The 17033-nt window shown below is 43.4% G+C and carries 19 protein-coding genes; 9 read left to right on the top strand and 10 right to left on the bottom strand.

Translation table 11 applies throughout. From position 1 onward, the window contains the following. Window positions 1–358: 358 nt before the first annotated feature. Genes NI467_RS09930 through NI467_RS09920 form a run of 3 tightly spaced genes read right to left on the bottom strand, consistent with a single transcriptional unit; the run spans window position 359 to window position 3174 of the window. Entirely contained in the window at window positions 359–1438 is a 1080-nt protein-coding gene (locus NI467_RS09930) for a DUF6670 family protein (RefSeq protein WP_253152690.1), read from the bottom strand. Window positions 1439–1457: 19 nt separating this feature from the next. Further along, window positions 1458–2279 (bottom strand): CDP-diacylglycerol--serine O-phosphatidyltransferase, encoded by an 822-nt coding sequence (pssA, locus tag NI467_RS09925; protein WP_151205352.1) that lies wholly within the window; start codon window positions 2277–2279, stop codon window positions 1458–1460. 37 nt (window positions 2280–2316) lie between these two features. Beyond that, window positions 2317–3174: a 23S rRNA (adenine(2030)-N(6))-methyltransferase RlmJ gene (locus NI467_RS09920; protein ID WP_151205353.1), complete on the bottom strand. Its 858-nt coding sequence runs from the start codon at window positions 3172–3174 to the stop codon at window positions 2317–2319. A 115-nt stretch (window positions 3175–3289) separates the two neighbouring features. Here NI467_RS09920 and NI467_RS09915 point away from each other — a divergent pair, with 115 nt between their 5' ends. Together NI467_RS09915 and NI467_RS09910 are read left to right on the top strand one after the other, a co-directional pair. Then, complete coding sequence (locus tag NI467_RS09915) at window positions 3290–3892, top strand: 2OG-Fe(II) oxygenase (protein WP_174659299.1); 603 nt, start codon at window positions 3290–3292, stop codon at window positions 3890–3892. 52 nt (window positions 3893–3944) lie between these two features. Beyond that, window positions 3945–4472, top strand: a complete 528-nt coding sequence (locus NI467_RS09910) for a hypothetical protein (protein ID WP_174659298.1) — start codon at window positions 3945–3947, stop codon at window positions 4470–4472. 83 nt (window positions 4473–4555) lie between these two features. Here NI467_RS09910 and NI467_RS09905 read toward each other — a convergent pair whose 3' ends face one another. The 6 genes from NI467_RS09905 to NI467_RS09880 form a co-directional block, all read right to left on the bottom strand. Beyond that, window positions 4556–4810: a DUF2789 family protein gene (locus tag NI467_RS09905; RefSeq protein WP_151205356.1), complete on the bottom strand. Its 255-nt coding sequence runs from the start codon at window positions 4808–4810 to the stop codon at window positions 4556–4558. A 121-nt stretch (window positions 4811–4931) separates the two neighbouring features. Then, window positions 4932–5186 carry a DUF2789 family protein gene (locus tag NI467_RS09900; RefSeq protein ID WP_174659297.1) on the bottom strand — a complete coding sequence of 85 codons (255 nt, stop codon included), beginning with the start codon at window positions 5184–5186 and terminating at the stop codon, window positions 4932–4934. 63 nt (window positions 5187–5249) lie between these two features. Next, window positions 5250–5528 (bottom strand): DUF2789 family protein, encoded by a 279-nt coding sequence (locus tag NI467_RS09895; RefSeq protein WP_151205358.1) that lies wholly within the window; start codon window positions 5526–5528, stop codon window positions 5250–5252. Window positions 5529–5687: 159 nt separating this feature from the next. Beyond that, window positions 5688–6674, bottom strand: a complete 987-nt coding sequence (locus NI467_RS09890; protein ID WP_174659296.1) for a malate dehydrogenase — start codon at window positions 6672–6674, stop codon at window positions 5688–5690. Between the two features lie 172 nt (window positions 6675–6846). Then, window positions 6847–7473, bottom strand: coding sequence for a ribonuclease I (locus NI467_RS09885; RefSeq protein WP_174659295.1), 627 nt, complete (start codon window positions 7471–7473; stop codon window positions 6847–6849). Between the two features lie 47 nt (window positions 7474–7520). Further along, window positions 7521–9434, bottom strand: a complete 1914-nt coding sequence (locus NI467_RS09880) for a transglycosylase SLT domain-containing protein (RefSeq protein WP_373688379.1) — start codon at window positions 9432–9434, stop codon at window positions 7521–7523. A 351-nt stretch (window positions 9435–9785) separates the two neighbouring features. Here NI467_RS09880 and miaB point away from each other — a divergent pair, with 351 nt between their 5' ends. From miaB to NI467_RS09860, 4 genes are all read left to right on the top strand, one after another. Then, entirely contained in the window at window positions 9786–11243 is a 1458-nt protein-coding gene (gene miaB, locus NI467_RS09875) for a tRNA (N6-isopentenyl adenosine(37)-C2)-methylthiotransferase MiaB (protein ID WP_174659294.1), read from the top strand. Between the two features lie 37 nt (window positions 11244–11280). Beyond that, on the top strand, window positions 11281–12363 hold the full coding sequence (locus tag NI467_RS09870; RefSeq protein WP_174659293.1) for a PhoH family protein: 1083 nt from the start codon (window positions 11281–11283) through the stop codon (window positions 12361–12363). Window positions 12364–12381: 18 nt separating this feature from the next. Further along, the gene (ybeY, locus tag NI467_RS09865; protein WP_174659292.1) at window positions 12382–12864 is read left to right on the top strand and encodes an rRNA maturation RNase YbeY; all 483 of its coding nucleotides are present in this window, start codon (window positions 12382–12384) and stop codon (window positions 12862–12864) included. A gap of 142 nt (window positions 12865–13006) precedes the next feature. Next, window positions 13007–13405, top strand: coding sequence for a hypothetical protein (locus NI467_RS09860; protein ID WP_253152688.1), 399 nt, complete (start codon window positions 13007–13009; stop codon window positions 13403–13405). Window positions 13406–13599: 194 nt separating this feature from the next. Here the strand turns inward: NI467_RS09860 and NI467_RS09855 are convergent, their stop codons facing one another. Beyond that, a complete protein-coding gene (locus NI467_RS09855) occupies window positions 13600–14457 on the bottom strand; it encodes an energy transducer TonB (RefSeq protein ID WP_171478839.1) in 858 nt (285 codons plus the stop codon). A gap of 263 nt (window positions 14458–14720) precedes the next feature. On the opposite strand from NI467_RS09855, the gene NI467_RS09850 reads away from it, so the two are divergent. From NI467_RS09850 to NI467_RS09840, 3 genes are all read left to right on the top strand, one after another. Beyond that, complete coding sequence (locus tag NI467_RS09850) at window positions 14721–15407, top strand: hypothetical protein (RefSeq protein WP_253152686.1); 687 nt, start codon at window positions 14721–14723, stop codon at window positions 15405–15407. A 158-nt stretch (window positions 15408–15565) separates the two neighbouring features. Beyond that, on the top strand, window positions 15566–16276 hold the full coding sequence (locus NI467_RS09845; RefSeq protein WP_253152684.1) for a DUF3108 domain-containing protein: 711 nt from the start codon (window positions 15566–15568) through the stop codon (window positions 16274–16276). 90 nt (window positions 16277–16366) lie between these two features. Beyond that, complete coding sequence (locus NI467_RS09840; RefSeq protein WP_151204924.1) at window positions 16367–16942, top strand: xanthine phosphoribosyltransferase; 576 nt, start codon at window positions 16367–16369, stop codon at window positions 16940–16942. The last annotated feature ends 91 nt before the right edge of the window (window positions 16943–17033 follow it).

Below are 17033 nucleotides of genomic sequence, written 5' to 3'. Positions count from 1 at the left end.
TTAAACCAATCAATCAATGATAATATTTCGATCAATCAACCAGTAAAAATCCACACAAGTTGTTCTTCATAATCTCTTAATGATCTTCTTACTGCTTCGTCAGCAGCAAGCTAGGTCGGCTATGTTACGCTTTCTTTGTAGAAAGTCAACCAGTAAATCCAATTATTTTTAAACTCATTCAAGACACTTAAATTTAACACCTTGTGCTAAACCCTTGTTTCTTAACAAGTTTTAATCTTCATCACTGCCGATGGATGTGCATTCTACAGCATTTCAGGGAGCTTGCAACACTCTTTTTGAATTTTTCTTAAAATAACATCTCAACTGGTTGTTTATTCCACAAAAACCCCTTTTTTTTCTATTTCTTGATTAAAAAAGGCACAGGATTAGCCAGATTAGCTAATAGTTTTTCTGCCTTATCTTTTTCCTGAAAGCGTAAAGGTCGGCAATCCACATACTCTATATAGCCGCTATCGCCTTTTTCAGTCTGCTCATTTATTTTTACCTGATAATGAAAACTACCCACATAGCCCGCTGCCATGCCAAATTTAAAATCACCACGACTTTGGCCCTGCACCCAGATCTGGTTTCCCCGATCATCTTCATAGCACCACTCAAACTCTCGTGGCAAATACATCTTTTGCCCATTTGGCGTTTTGACACTCGGGTAGACACGATGCACTTTAAAATAAACCTTTTGGTCAAACAGCCAGGTTTGCATACGATTCAAATCACGTAGATAGATTCTCGACTGTACAATCTGATTCAGGCTATTACGGATCTGAGCCAGCAATAGCTGCCGATTATTACTTAGATTAATCATCTGATAGCTAAAAAAAGCCAGAGGAAGATAAGGAAAATTAAAACTGCGGGCGTATTCAAAACTTCCGAGACTTTCAATTGTATATTTCTGATCTTTATAGGTCACAGTACCCTGACAATGACACATTAATGACCAATGATCTGCCAGAGAGAATCGCATCTGGGTAAAGTGGGACACCAGATCAGTGGTATGAATGCTGAGATCAAAACTCAGTTCGGCATCAGAGCGTTGGAGTTGAAAGTGTGGAAAGTGTCCGGTCAACTTTTCCCGATCCAAAAATTGAAACATGCCGGATGAAAATTTACAGTCCTGTTGAATTGAATAGCTCTGTAACTGTCCCACCATGTGAGGACTTGAACTGCAAATGACTGTCGCAGTATCTAGCGCAGTGGTCTGGATCGCACTGGGATTCGCCAGCATCGGTGCATTGGGCTGTCCGATAATGCTGAGAAAATTGAGATAATGCAGGGGGGCGGGTAGCCCAGGAATTATCAATCCCTGATGAATGATTTTGTATCTTGAGGTTGGGCCATGATAAGCCAGATGCTTCGACGAAACAGTCGGAGTCTGATTCAGCTGTTTCGAACGATCTAAAAAATCTTGAAGAAACTGCATATCAGACTCCTTAATCTTTTTATAATACGTGCTGTCTTTTTGCCATGAAAGTGGTAACAAAGCCAGATAAGGCATAGATGATAGAAATCACTAAAATGCCAACCGGAATATTATAAGTCATCGCAGCAAAGATAAAGACGGCGATTGGTAACACAAAGAATGGGACACGTTTACGCTCTACAGTCTTAAATGAATAGTATTTGATATTGGAAATCATCAATAAACCGCTACCAATAATCACTATTGCATTTAATATTTGTATGGATAGCTCTCGGGTATCGAAGATTTCAGGAAAATCCAGCCCGACCCAAACCATTGAAACAATCATGATCGCTGCCAAAGGACTGGCCACACCAATAAAGTAACGTTTATCGACCACGCCAATCTGCACATTAAAACGCGCTAAACGAAAAGCCGCGCAGGCCGTATAAACAAAACAGGCTGCCAGACCGATGCGACCAAGATCACTCAGTCCCCAGCTATACATTAAAATGGCTGGTGCCACTCCAAAGGCCAGCATATCTGACAGTGAGTCAAACTGTTCACCAAACGGACTTTGCGCGCCGATTGCACGTGCAACACGCCCATCCAGACCATCAAATAAAGCGGCCAGAAAAATGGCATAAATGGCTTGCTGAAACTCACCATTCATACTGGCAATAATGGAATAAAAGCCTGATAACAACGCAGCGGTTGTAATCAGATTTGGCCACAGATAGATCCCTCGACGCTTAACTTTCTGCCCTTCCTGGGTATGCTCTTCTTCCTCTACCTCGAAGGTAATCCCATCAAAAGGCAAGTCTAATGAAGAATCGCTTTCCGGTTTGCTTGTATTTGTCATATTTGTCGATCCTAACTATGACCATTTTATGAAAAAATTATTCACCGACCAACCAGCGTACCGCAGCATGGCCGCCATTTTCCTGCATACGTAAATGCGGAAATAACCACTGTAATGCTTCATCTGCATCTTCAGAGAATTTCCAAGGCGGGTTAATGACCAAGAGACCACAACCATTCAGGCCAACTGGAGTATCGTCTGGCCAGACACAGAGTTCGCAAATTAACTGACGGCGAATACCGGTCTTAAACATTTTCTTTTCAAAACGTTCAATCATGGCACGGTCTTTAATTGGATACCAAACCGCCAACACACCTGTCGGCCATTTTTTATAAGCCGCTGCAATCAGTTCAACCAATTGCGGGAAATCTTTACGCTCTTGTTCATAAGGCGGGTCAATCATGACCAGACCGCGTTTTTCTTTCGGTGGAATGACCGCAAGTAACCCTTCATAGGCATCCCGTTCATGCAAGCCTGCGCGTTTGTCAAAAATATTCTGACGAAGCTGCTGAAATACATCACGCTGCATTTCAAAAATAGTGGCTTTATCAATTTCGCGCATGCCTTCCAGAGCAAACCACGGCGAACCCGGATACGCTCCTTTGCCAAAGTTTTCACGCATTTTTTCAACAACTTTTAAATATTGCTGAACCCCTTGCGGTGCATTACGCTTGATTGAATCGTCCAGCTTGACCAGACGATGAATACCGTTTAAGAACTCACCTGATTTTTGTGCCTCAGAGGTCGATAAATCATACTTACCCGCACCACCATGTGTATCTACATAGCGATATGGTTTATCTTTTGCATTCAGTCGAGCCAACAGCTGAAGCAGTAGTACGTGCTTCATGACATCGGCAAAGTTACCCGCGTGGTAATGGTGACGGTAATTCATGTTTCATTATTTCCTCATATCAACAACCATTTTAACATGAAAAATAGTTTCGTTCAGATCGGATTCTTCCCCTAGAATAACTGAACATTTTTTCCCCTTTTCACAGGTTTATTTTATGGATGCTGCTCATTTCCCAAAGTCCTGGTCTATTGACCAAATTCTTGATGATTTGAATCAACAGGGTTTTAGTCTGATCGATCATGCTTATGATGCAAGCTATATTAAACAGTTGATGGCTGAGTGTCGTAGCAATCTGGCTTATTTCCGTGATGCTGCCATTCAAAATGGGGTGGTCAGCAACATTCGTAGTGACCGGATTTTATGGCTGAATGAAAATCTTAGTATTTCTCACCAGCATGTACAAAACCTGCTGGCTTTGGGCCAGATTTTCAACCGGGTCTTTTATTTGGGAATCAAGGAAGTGGAAGCACATTTTTCCTGTTATGAAGCAGGAGAATTTTATGCCTTACATCGCGATAATCCAAAAGGCAAAAATAGCAGAATGATTTCCGCAGTGTATTATTTGCATGACCAATGGCAAGAGGATTGGGGCGGAGAATTACGCTTGCAGGATAAACACGAGGTATGGCATACCATTCGTCCTGAACCAAATCGTCTTGCCCTGTTTCAGAGTGATATTTTGCATGAGGTTTTAGAGGCCAAACATCAGCGTCTATCCATTACAGCCTGGCTACGTAGTGATGCGGCCGTGCTTTAAATTTTAAGTTCTGGCCTCATATCAGCATTATTGAGAATTAAGGATGGCATGCATGCGATTAAACAGCCAGCAGATTATTGAACGTCTAGGTGAAACTGACCAGTTGTATTTACAAGGCAATACGCCGGAATTAGCGCTTGAACGTGCCGATCTTCGCTTGCAACTGGTGAGCTTAAGCCAGTTCTATCAGGAACAGGTTCATTTTCTGCAAGAAGCGGTTGTACTGCTCGAACAAGGACGAGTTGAATTTGAGGAGATGCCGCTACGCCTGTATATCAATCTCTCTTTACATCTGGCCAAGGCGTATATGATTTTCTTTGAACTCACCAAAGAGCCCCGTTATGCCCTGATTACCCAGCAAATCCTAAAACCCATGACCCATTATGAGCATGGTGAGATTTATTTCTTCCTGGCTTATGCCTCTGTCAGTAAAAATGAGCCGGCATTAACCCGGCACTGGTTAAAAAAATACAGCACGAGCTCCGAATTTGATCTGGAATTATTACAGCAGCATCCCGCCTTTGAAGCGTACCGATCCCTAGAATGGTTCGAAAAATTGCTCAAAAGTAAAATGCACTAAACTCGCTTTAACCTGCCTTATAGAAAAAAGCGCCTGAGATCAGGCGCTTTTTCATTGAATCCTAAATGCTTTTAAAGCCTGTATCAGGCAAGTTGACGGCGATAAGCATCCATGTGCAACTGCTGGTTGAGCTCATCCACCCAAATCGCCCAGTCATCATCCTGCACCAGATGACTAATTAATAAAGAGCGCTGTGATTTATTCCAAAACGGCGCATCATGCAGAGAAATATGTGCAGGCAGTTGATGCGTACGTATATACAATTCGATAGCAGCCGGACTATTGGCCAGGCCGAGTTGTGAAAACAACAACTCTAAAGATGGGGTCCTTCCGAGCATCTCGTCCTCCTTATATTTATCAGAGAAACTGTCATTAATTATAGATCTAACTTATAAGACAATCGAAAAAAAACCTAGTCAATTGACTAGGTTTGTTGTGTCTTTTTGTACGTTATGGGGCTTATTCTGCTGCTTTGTCACTTTCCACATGAAGCAACTGATTTAACTTGTCAATAATGACAATCCATTCATCATCCTGATGCCAGTGTTCACGTAAAAAGGCACTCTGTCCTTCGCTCCAGAATTCGGCATCTGGCAAAGCCACTTTAGCATCTAACTGATGATCTTTAACAAATTGCTCAATTGAAGCTTCATCTGACGGTAAACCAAGTTGTTCAAAAAGTAGTTCCAGAGTAACCTGTTGTTCCATAAGCATAAACAAACTCCATTATTCAACTTATCAGTAAGTTAGATGATTAAAATATTAATATCAAAAACTTTAGTTTGATTTGCCACTGGGCAAGCTACAGGAGCCTGAGCCCACGGCTTCAGTATGTAACTGCTCATTTAGCACATCCACCCATATGGCCCAGTCATCATCTTTCTTCCAGTGACTGATTAAAAAGTCATGTTGTGACTTACTCCAAAATGGTGCTTTGTGTAGCGGTACATCCATACCAATTTGATGGGTATTAATAAATTCATCTATCGCTTCAGGACTGGAGTCCAGTCCCAATTGCTCAAAAAAAAGTTCGAAGGTTGAGCGTTGTTCTAACATCTGTATGACCTCCCCCTTTTGAATTATGATCTTGTATCTACCTTAGCCTGCCTATACAACAAACTCAGTTGTCTCTCCTTCACAGGATGTTATTTTTTGTTCAATAAAAAAGGCACCCTAACCAGAGTGCCTTTCTTTTAATTTAATTAAAAAATTAAATTATTTAAGCATGTCAGCCACTGCTGCGCGCTCTTCTTCAAGCTCGTTCAGTGTAACGTTGATACGCTCACGGCTGAACTCGTCGATTTCAAGACCTTGAACGATTTTGTATTCACCGTTTTCAGTGGTTACAGGGAAACCGAACATTACACCTTCAGGGATACCGTAAGAACCGTCAGAAGGGATACCCATAGTTACCCATTTGCCGTTAGTGCCAAGCGCCCAGTCACGCATATGGTCGATTGCAGCATTTGCAGCAGAAGCAGCAGAAGACAGACCACGTGCTTCGATGATCGCAGCACCACGTTTACCAACAGTTGGAAGGAATACGTCTTTGTTCCACTCAGCATCGTTGATTTTGTCTTTTAAGCTTTCACCGTTTACATTTGCAAAACGGTAGTCAGCATACATTGTTGGAGAGTGGTTACCCCAAACCGTCATGTTTTCGATGTCAGAAACTGCAACACCCGCTTTTTGAGCAAGTTGAGTCAAGGCACGGTTGTGATCAAGACGTAACATTGCTGTGAAGTTTTTCGCTGGAAGGTCTGGAGCAGATTTCATAGCGATATAAGCATTCGTGTTCGCAGGGTTACCTACAACCAGAACTTTAACGTCACGGCTTGCAACTTCGTTTAGTGCTTGACCTTGACCAATGAAGATTTCGCCGTTGACTTTAAGCAAGTCAGCACGTTCCATACCAGGACCACGTGGACGAGAACCTACCAACAATGCATAGTCAGCATCTTTGAATGCAACTTTAGGATCATCAGTACCGATCATGCCTGCCAATAATGGGAAAGCACAGTCATCAAGTTCCATCATTACGCCTTTCAGCGCTTGTTGAGCTTTCTCAACAGGAATTTCTAATAATTGAAGAATAACTGGTTGGTCTTTACCCAACATTTCACCGCTAGCGATACGGAATAAAAGGCTGTAACCAATTTGACCAGCAGCGCCAGTAACGGCAACGCGAACAGGTTGCTTCATGTAATTATCTCCAGTTGAGAGGATAGTTAATGCGATTAAATAGCTGTTCTATCTAATCTTAATAATCATAAACGGCAAAGATTGTACTCCAATCCTTGTCCAGATGCATGTAAAAGGGAATGGATTTCAACAAAAGTCTGATAGGAAATATAAATTAAATCGGCAGAAAAGCTCAGTATATACCTTTAATTGTCACCACAGCTGGGCATGTATTCAACAGATTGGCCGGACAAGCCTTATAACTGCCCCTGCTGTTATAACAGACTTTAAGTGAAGTCAGCATACTGTTAGGGCGCGTAGAAACACAGTGAAACCGGATAGCCGTCGACGGCAATTGTGGATTGATTTTCAGAAACTTTCTGCGCAGCGCATCCAGAGCAATTGTCTGGCTTTCCTGCTCAGTCAGCTCTTCAGGTACTTTCAGACGGTCAGCATAATTAATGATGGTCCGAAAGTACTGACTGGCATTCATCGGTACGCAGCCCCCAATACTGCGCCACAAGCCAGCCCGGGTACTTTCATCAGGCATAATTCGTGCTACCACCTTGGCCTGTAAGGGCGAAAGTGTGGCAGAACTGTTGGTATTACACGAGATACTGGTGGTTTGCGGATAAAGACCCGAAATATTCAACGAATAGCCTTCTAGGCATTTTCTTTTTTTTGAATACTCCGGATACAAATAACACATCGCCGGTACCATTTGCACTTCCATGATATAGCCGGTGGGCTCTGCAAGGGCAAGGGGACTCGTGGCTAAACCGAGTAGTACCACCCCTCCACCACAAATTCGGGCATCCATTTTTCCTTTTTTGAACACAATTACTTTATCCCTTCAGATATTTTGAATTATTGAGTACTTCGTAAAGGTATCGCCTGCATTCTTTTTCCGATCGACTGTGCACCCTGCCCTAATAGAATGCCGTAATACGTCGCATTCGTCATAACATGTTTCACATAATCTCGTGTTTCAAGCAAAGGAATAGACTCCGTATATTGATCTGCTGCAATACTCTGAAATTCCGGCTGCCAGCGGCGTGCACGGTTTGGACCGGCATTATAGCCTGCAGTTGCCAGCACTGGACTTTGGCTTAATTGACGCTGAATTGTTGATAAATAGAAGGTTCCATAACGGATATTGGTATTCATATCGGTTAACGCAGCCGGATTATATGCTTCTCCCATTTGGCGCGCGACCAGCTTGGCCGTATCTGGCATGATCTGCATTAAGCCGCCTGCCCCGACATGGGAACGTGCAACTGTATTGAAACGACTTTCCTGACGCATCAGGCCATAAGCCCAGGCTGGATCCAGACTCACTGTACGACTATGGCTCACCACATAGTTCTGGTACGGCATTGGATAGCGATAGGTATAATTATGCTTCTTGACAGTACGATCGGCGGCATAAATGGCACGATCATGCCACCCCATGTCATGCGCACGTTTTGCTGCGGCCAAAAGCAGGTCATCATCATGCTTGAGATAAGCCTGGCGCACTGCCCAGTTCCATTCACGGTTAATATAATTTGCTGGTGCATCAATATCGCGCAAGGCAAAAGCACGACGGAAATGCACATCCTGATTTAAGCGCTGCATGGCCTGATTCGACGGTTGGGTAGCGTTTGGCGCGCCTGCTACGACTTGCCCCAAACGATCCCGTGCCAGCAAATTATGATAGTCCTCACCATTGGCCAGTTTCCGGTAAATATTTTCTGCTGTCTTTTTCGATGCGCGGTCTGAACGCTGCTCGCTGGCACGCGCCAGCCAGTACTGCCAGCGGTCCTCCTGCTTCTGGTTCACGTTCATGGCGTCAATCGCACGAATCAGACTCTCCCAGGCGCCAAAACGAATCGACTGACGGGCATAGATTTCAGCTTCTTCCGAGCTAAATGGCAACCCATAACTGGCATCCAGCGCATTCAGCACTTCACGGTTATAGTTATTTTTCATGACAGTCGTGCCGCCGATATAACCTACTGTCCGAAACAGGGCTTTTTGTACTTCTGCTGGAGTTCCTTCAGCAGTCCGCTTGACTATTGATAAGGCCGAATTCAGATCAGTATCTGCCAAGCGACCTAAGGCATATACCAGATAAGCATGGTCAACAGTCGTGCTTTTTGGTGCCGACCATAAATAAGCGGTTGGATTGGCCTGAATGCTATTTAGCTGGGCCAGAGACAGATTCAGACCTAAATCTTGCGCCGTCGCGATGGCTTGTCCAGACTGACCGGCACGCAACTGCACCCACAGGCGCTGCTGACGGTCTTCCGTAGTCATAAGTGGACTGGATAACATCATGCGACCCAAGCCATTGCATGAATCTGGCTGGGAATTTGTTGTCAGCCAAACATCCTTAAATTCGGCATAGACCAAGGGATCACCACTTTTGGCACGCACTTGTGCGATTGCACAGGCTTCAGCCCGGTCAGCATTGGTCACATATTGTAAAACCGGTTGGGCTGCAGCAAAGTCAGCGATTTTAACTTTTTCTTCGACATAATCGGCTGCCAGCTTTTCAGCCATGGCGGAGTGTGGATAGCGCTGTACAAAGTTGATGATCTGGTTGGCCGGCTGCAAAGCAAGATTCTGGTTCAGAATCCAGTATTCCGGATAGTAGCCCAGCACGTCATTTTGCATAGCAAGTCGATATTGTTGTAAGAATTGAGTATTTCCTGCATTTGCAGCACGTAAGGCATCATTAAACTGTGCTTCGGCAGCCTGGGTATTTGCCGCACAGATACAGGCGAAACTTAAGGTCATTAACTTATAGTATTTGCGTATGTTTTGAGTACCTTTTAACATCCAGCTGCCTTCTATCATCAATTTTGTGCCGAGCATATGCTGCTTATCATAAGAGCTTGCTAGCAGATTATAACCAATTGTATTGTTCAGTTATGTAACCTAATAATTCAGCAATTTTAATCTTCAGATTATTTTTGTCTGTAAATGAATATTTTTCTACCCCTAATTTAGGCTATAAGTTTAAGCCACTTTCCTGCTAAAATATGCGCCATTTAAAGATTTCAATCTGTGAACTGAATCCTTCTTGAGCTGCGTGTTCATCAACTGCCAGTTCATTCACATTCGAGCTATTATTTTGTAGGAGCCTTCATGACGGTTCAAACCTTCATTCCGAATGGTGCCCCAGCTGCCTCAGAAAACACTGTTACCCAGCCAGCGCACACCCTAGCCAGCGATCCTTCAGTCAAAAAGCTGTATATCGAAACGCAAGGGTGTCAGATGAATGAGTATGACAGTCATCGTATGGCAGACCTGTTGGGCGACTCACATGGTTATGTCCTGACCAGCAATCCCAAAGAAGCCGATGTACTGCTTATGAACACCTGCTCAATCCGTGAAAAGGCACAGGAAAAAGTCTTTTCTGAACTGGGCCGCTGGCGCAAGCTCAAAGAACAGAATCCTGATCTGATTATCGGGGTCGGTGGTTGCGTGGCCTCTCAGGAAGGCGACAATATTCAAAAACGTGCCAATTATGTGGATATGATTTTTGGTCCACAAACCCTGCACCGTTTACCGCAAATGCTCGATCAGCATTTTGAACAGGTCGAAAAACCTAAAAAAGAAAAAATCAAATTGGTGGACATTTCCTTTCCAGATATTGAAAAATTCGACTTCCTGCCTGAACCGCGTGTGGAAGGCTATAAGGCCTTTGTGTCGATTATGGAAGGCTGTTCAAAATATTGCTCATTCTGTGTCGTACCTTATACGCGTGGTGAAGAAGTTTCTCGCCCGCTGGATGATGTGCTGGCAGAAATTGCAGGTCTGGCTGAAAAAGGCGTACGTGAGATTTCTCTGCTCGGTCAAAACGTCAATGGCTACCGTGGGGAAACTTTTGACGGCAACATCTGTACCTTTGCCGACTTGTTACGTTTAGTTGCAGAAATTCCGGGTATTGGCCGCATCCGTTATACCACTTCGCATCCACTGGAATTCAATGATGATCTGATCCAATGCTATCGCGATCTGCCACAGATGGTGTCACACCTGCATTTGCCGGTCCAAAGCGGCTCCAATGATGTTCTGCAAGCGATGAAGCGCAACCACACCATTGATGTCTATATCGAAAAGATTGCCAAGCTGCGTAAAGTCCGTCCCGATATGCACCTGTCGTCAGACTTTATCATTGGCTTCCCGGGTGAAACTGATGAAAACTTTGCAGAAACCTATCAGTTTATCCAAGACCTGGATTTTGATCACTCTTATAGCTTTATCTATTCAAAACGCCCTGGTACACCGGCGGCAGAGCTTGAAGACACCACACCTGAAGTCGTAAAAAAAGAACGCCTGGCTAAAGTTCAGCAATGGATCAAACATTCAAGTATTGAGAAAACTGATGCCATGCTCGGCAGCATTCAGCGTGTGCTGATTGAGAAAGTATCCGATAAAGATCCAAACCTGCTTATAGGCACGGCTGATAATACCCGTTTGGTCTCATTTATTGGCGATCCAGCTTGGGTTGGACGTTTTGCCGAAATTGAAATTACCGAAATTAAAACTTTAAATTTTGTTTACGGTGAACTCTTGAATCTTGAGCCTGACGTGGCGTAATGTAGGGGATATACCGACACTTGTATAAGGAACACTCTTGACTGCAACGATTCGACGTACAGTAGCTTTCCCTGGAATTTCAATTGACCGTTTACAAGCCGTTTTGGGCACTTATAACGGTCATTTGAAGCAAATTGAACAACGTTTAGATGTCAAAATTTCCCATCGAGGTGAAAGTTTCTTTATCGATGGTGGAATCGCTGCTGTGGAAAGAGCGGAAACGCTCTTACAGCGCCTGCACGAAGAATCTGAACATAGCCAGCAAATCAGTGCCGACACCCTGCATATGATGATTCAAGGCAGTCAGACTGACCTCGAGCTTCAGGAAGATATTGAAGATCAGGAACATACTGGTCTGGATGCCGTTTGGTTACAAACCCGTAAAGGACGCATTAATCCGCGTGGTGCCAACCAGAAGCGTTATGTTCAGCGCATTTTGCAAAGTGATATTTCGTTTGGTATTGGCCCTGCCGGTACGGGTAAAACCTATCTTGCAGTAGCAGCTGCTGTCGACATGCTGGAACGTAATGAAATCCAGCGTATTCTACTGGTGCGTCCCGCGGTTGAAGCCGGTGAAAAACTCGGCTTTTTGCCAGGTGACTTGAGCCAAAAAATTGATCCCTACCTGCGTCCTCTTTACGATGCCCTGTATGAAATGCTGGGCTTTGAAAAAGTGGCCAAGCTGATTGAACGTCAAATTATCGAAGTGGCACCGCTGGCTTATATGCGTGGTCGGACTTTAAACCACTCCTTTGTCATTTTAGATGAAGCACAAAACACCACACCAGAACAGATGAAGATGTTCCTGACCCGTTTAGGTTTTGGTTCGCGTGCGGTTATCACCGGTGACATCACACAGGTAGATTTACCGCGTGGTCAACAATCTGGGTTGGCGCATGCCTTACGTGTCATTGACAAGATCAAAGAAATTCATATTACTCGCTTCCACTCACGCGACGTGGTACGTCATCAATTGGTGCAGAAAATTGTTGAAGCCTATGAAGGCTGGGATAGCGAACAGCAACGTCTAACGGCAGAACAGCGTGCGGAACGCAAAGCCCGTCAAGAAGCTTTAGTTGCGGACAATGATGCAAAAGCGGATGAGCAACATCAAGACTAAATTATTTAAGGATTCATTTTGAAACTCAATCTTTCCTTGCAGCAAAACTTTCAGTCACCTGAGCTGGTGCTGAAACGTGCCTATATTAAAAAAGTCGCAGAAACTGTGTTACGCCATATCAGCACCCAAAGTGATTGCGAAATGGGGATTGCCTGTGTCGATCATGATGAAAGTCATAAGCTCAACCTGGAATATCGTGGCAAAGATAAACCGACCAATGTCTTGTCCTTTCCCAGTGATATTCCAGATGAAATGGCACAATTTCTGGATGCCTTTCCGATTGGCGATCTGGTGATTTGTATTCCAGTGGTCTTACAGGAAGCCACTGAGCAAGACAAAGCTCCTCTGACACATTTCACCCATATGCTGGTGCATGGCATATTACATTTAATGGGTTATGATCACGAAACTTCAGATGAAGATGCCGAAGAAATGGAAGGTATTGAAATCGACATTCTGGCTAAACTTGGTATTGACAATCCTTATCTGGAACAAAATTAAGATTTCACTATTAAGAATAGCGGGCTTAGGCTCGCTTTTTTATGCCTGTAAATAGCAATCAAGTCAATGCTACTTAATTCAACCAAAGCTATAAAATACAGCTCATAACAATAAAGCTGATTAGCTAAAGTTCAGGATAAAAGTGAAAAAGATTCTTCTGGTATTGCTACTCGTGGGTACTTCCCTTCTATCTTCAACGCTTTATGCAAGTTCAAAGACGGTATGTAAAGAAACCCCGTTTCAAAAAGCAGATGAAGTCTGGACAGGTCATTATTATTTAAATGGCGTCATGGAAACAGGCTCTGAAATGCTGTTATTGCCTGAAGGTAAATTTAAATGGTATCTGGCTTATGGAGCCCTAGAGCAATATGCTGAAGGTAGATGGTGGAAAAATGGCAACTGCATCGGTTTAAAACCTGAGCGTAAATATAAAAAGCATCTGAGGATTTTTCCAAAGCATCTAAAAATTGAAGGCAAATTTTTAAATGTGATTTGGAACAGTTCTGGAGAACACGATTATTATCATCGTGTGGAAGAATAATTTCAGCATTATGAAAGTTTAACTGAAGGAATAACTGAGGTTGCACTTTCCTACTGGAGCAGCCTGCAGGATATTCATGCCTGGCATCAGGACGCTGAACACCAGGCCGTGCAACAATTCGGTAAAGAGAACTGGTATTGCTATTTCAGCATGGATGTCTGCAAGACACTACGCCATTATGAAACAGCGCCGGATTAACGTACTTCAAATTCTGCCTCTGCCGGATCAAAGCGCCAGGTTCGGATAATACGCAGTTCAGAAATATCTTTCATCTTGCTGTCAAAAGCCCCAAAAGGTGCAGCCTTACGCACTGATGCTTTGGCTGCTTCATCCAGCAAATGATGTCCCGAACTGTCAATCAGGCGAATCGCCCGAATTCCACCGTTCTGGTTTAAAATGACCATCAGGCGCACTTCACCAGCCAGATTTTGCTGTCGGGCGGCATCCGGATAATAGCGGTTACCATAAAACTCCACTTTTTGACGGAATTTTTCCAAATAAGCCGCTGACACATCCTGCTTGGCCTGAATACCATCCACTGTTTTAATCTTTTGCTGACGACTAAAGTTTTGCTGTCGCTGTAAATATTGCGCTTCCAGACTTGCGACCATGGCGGCTTTGGCTTGGAACTGGCTATTGAGCTGTTCCTGCATTTTCTTCCGCTGATTTTCTTCCGCCTGTTTTTGCCAGCTTAAAGTCGTCATCAGGACTTTTTCTTCAAAGCTCAGCTCACGCTGCTGTTGCAGCATATCCGGGCTGTCCTGCTGCTCTTCCCCGGCCTTTTGTTCCGCAAAAGGCGATGGCTGATCGCTCGACATACGATGTACTTCGCGAAACTTGCCTGAACCCTGCTGATCGGTCTGCCCCAGAAAATCTGCCTGCTCAACTTTATTTTCACTTTGACGCAGGCTCACGGCAATTTCCTTGGTCGAGGTTTTCTCATCCTGCGGCATTGCAAATTCCAGAGTCAGCACCACCAGATGCAAGACCACTGCTGCCAGCACGGCACTGCTAAAAACTGGATCTTTCCACCAGACTTTAACCAGAGGCATTAATATCATGATTCATCACATTTGCCGAACTCAGGCCGAGTTCATTCCCCAAAAAAAATATTCACAGCGCCATTTAAGCAAAATGACATCACATTTTATTTTTAAAAATGCCAATTGCATCAAACCATTAACGCTACATAACCAAAACCCTAAAAATGGTGCAATTTATTTTGCTAAACTTCAAGCGTGAACTCTTGTATTTTTTATATAATTCGACAAGATAACTTCCGAATCAAAAAATATAACCGCCAGGATGCTTCAGTATGCAAACGCTTATTTCCAATATTTCTCAACGACTCCGTCAAGCCTATCAAAAGGCCGAGGGATTTATTGAGGATGAGCGTGAATTTCCATTATCACAAGTTTTCCTGAATGCCACCTTCCAGCGCTTTGTCACTGACAACGTTGCTGCTCTTAAAGATCTGCATGCCGATCTGCATGATGACTGGTTACGCCTGTATGCCACACTGGACTACAAGGGACTAGTAGTAACTTTATCAGTAGACCTGAAGCTGGTGCAGATGGAGCTAAATAAGGCAACCCAACTGATTGTATTTGAGCAGATCAGTGATACCCAACTGATTGATGCCAAATATCCAAATATTTTCTATAAATTGGGGGTTCGCTTTGCGCTGTTTTTCTATCAGCGTGTTTTAAACAAAGATCCGCTCGGCATGATTTTGGAAAAACTAGGCGTAATTAAAGTAATCGATGACTTATTGTATTTAGATCTGAATCGCTGGCTAGGCAAGAACCGCTCTGTAATCGACACGCTGGCCAAAGTTCATGTCAATCACGCCGTATTACGTGAAGCGGAGCTGGTGGTCATCGGCAACGTCAACCTCACAGCTCTGTTCAGCAAGCTTTCCCAAGCAAGAAGTAATGACATGGATAATGACGAGGTGGATGACGATAAAGTTACGCCCATCAGACAAAAAGATCCTGCTTAAAATAAAAAGCATGTTATTTTTTTATCCAAAATCGAAAAAGACTACATGAAATATACAGTTTTGAGGCGCGTCTCCCTTCAATTTCCATATTTCACCCAAATAATAAAGCGTAAACTTAACAATAGATGCGCTGTTTAAATAACACAGGAAACTTAGGTATGGCAAAAACGGTATTCAAGACTTTAGGAATAACTGCCGGTTTAAGCACTGTACTGTTATTCACTGGAATGAGCCAGGCTTTTGCTATTGCGCCCTTTCAGGCCAGTTATCAATTTAATTATAATGGCAAAAATCTGGGTTCTGCGACTCGTACCCTCAGCAAATCTGGCAACAACTGGACTTATGTCTTTGCCGCCAAAGCCGGAGGAATTGCGTCTGTTACAGAAACCAGCCGTTTTTCCTTTAATAATGGCAAGATTGGTTCAAGCAGTTTCAAGCGTAACAGTAAAATTCTAGTACATAACAACACCTTGACTATGAATTTCAACCCTTCCAGTAAAACAGTTCAGACTCAGAAAGACGAGGAAAAGCGCTCTTTTGCCTGGAAAGCAGATGTACTGGATGAACTGAATGCCGAGTTGCAGATTCGTGAGGATTTGAAAGGATCAGGTTTAAAATCCAACTATTATATTGCGGATGCTAAAGAAATCGAGCCTCGCAAATTTGTCAAACAGGGTACAGAAAATATTACGACTAAATACGGCACTTTTAATACTGTCAAGGTGGTGATGAAACACAGCAAGGCAGGTCGTGAAACTATTTTCTGGCTTGCCCCTAAACTTGACTATCTTCCAGTCAAAGTGACGCATGTTGACAAGAAAACCTCCTATGGTTTACTCCTCACCGACTATAAAGGGGCAAGCAACTAAGGTTTTTGTTGAATTTAGCTTGATTTTTTCCGGGTGCTTTTTACAATACGCTTTTGCTTGAAAAAGCACCTGCTTTTGAGGATTCTCCCCGTGCATGCACTAGAACAGAAAATCTTGGCTGAAGGTATCGTTCTGTCTGAAGAAGTTCTGAAAGTTGATTCTTTCTTAAATCACCAAATCGATCCTGTAATGATGCAACAAATTGGTCAAGAATTTGCGCGTCTGTTTAAAGATAGCGGTATTACCAAAATTATTACTATTGAAGCCTCGGGTATTGCCCCTGCTGTAATGGCAGGTTTGGAACTGGGTGTTCCCGTGATTTTTGCACGTAAATATCAGTCTTTAACACTAAAAGAGGATTTATACCGTTCTAAGGTATTCTCGTTTACCAAGCAGACTGAAAGTACGATTGCCATTTCTAACAAACACATCAGCTCAACCGATAAAGTTCTGGTCATTGATGACTTTCTGGCAAATGGTCAGGCTGCGCTAGGTCTGGCTGACCTGATTCATCAAGCGAAGGCTGAAGTTGTCGGTATTGGTATTGTGATTGAAAAATCCTTCCAGCCAGGCCGTGAACTGTTACTTGAAAAAGGCTATCGTGTTGAATCATTGGCACGTGTAAAGTCGCTGACCAATGGTACGGTTAATTTCGTACGTGACTAAGTCCTAGCATTTCATTTAAAAGCGCCAGATCTGGCGCTTTTTTTAAACATTTTTATAGTCTTAATATCCTCTGTTCTAAGATGCTTATTTC

The sequence above is a fragment of the Acinetobacter sp. S4397-1 genome (assembly GCF_024129285.1).
In the GTDB taxonomy this organism is placed as follows: Bacteria; Pseudomonadota; Gammaproteobacteria; order Pseudomonadales; family Moraxellaceae; genus Acinetobacter; species Acinetobacter lwoffii_C.
This window is presented reverse-complemented; position numbering and strand designations above follow the sequence as displayed.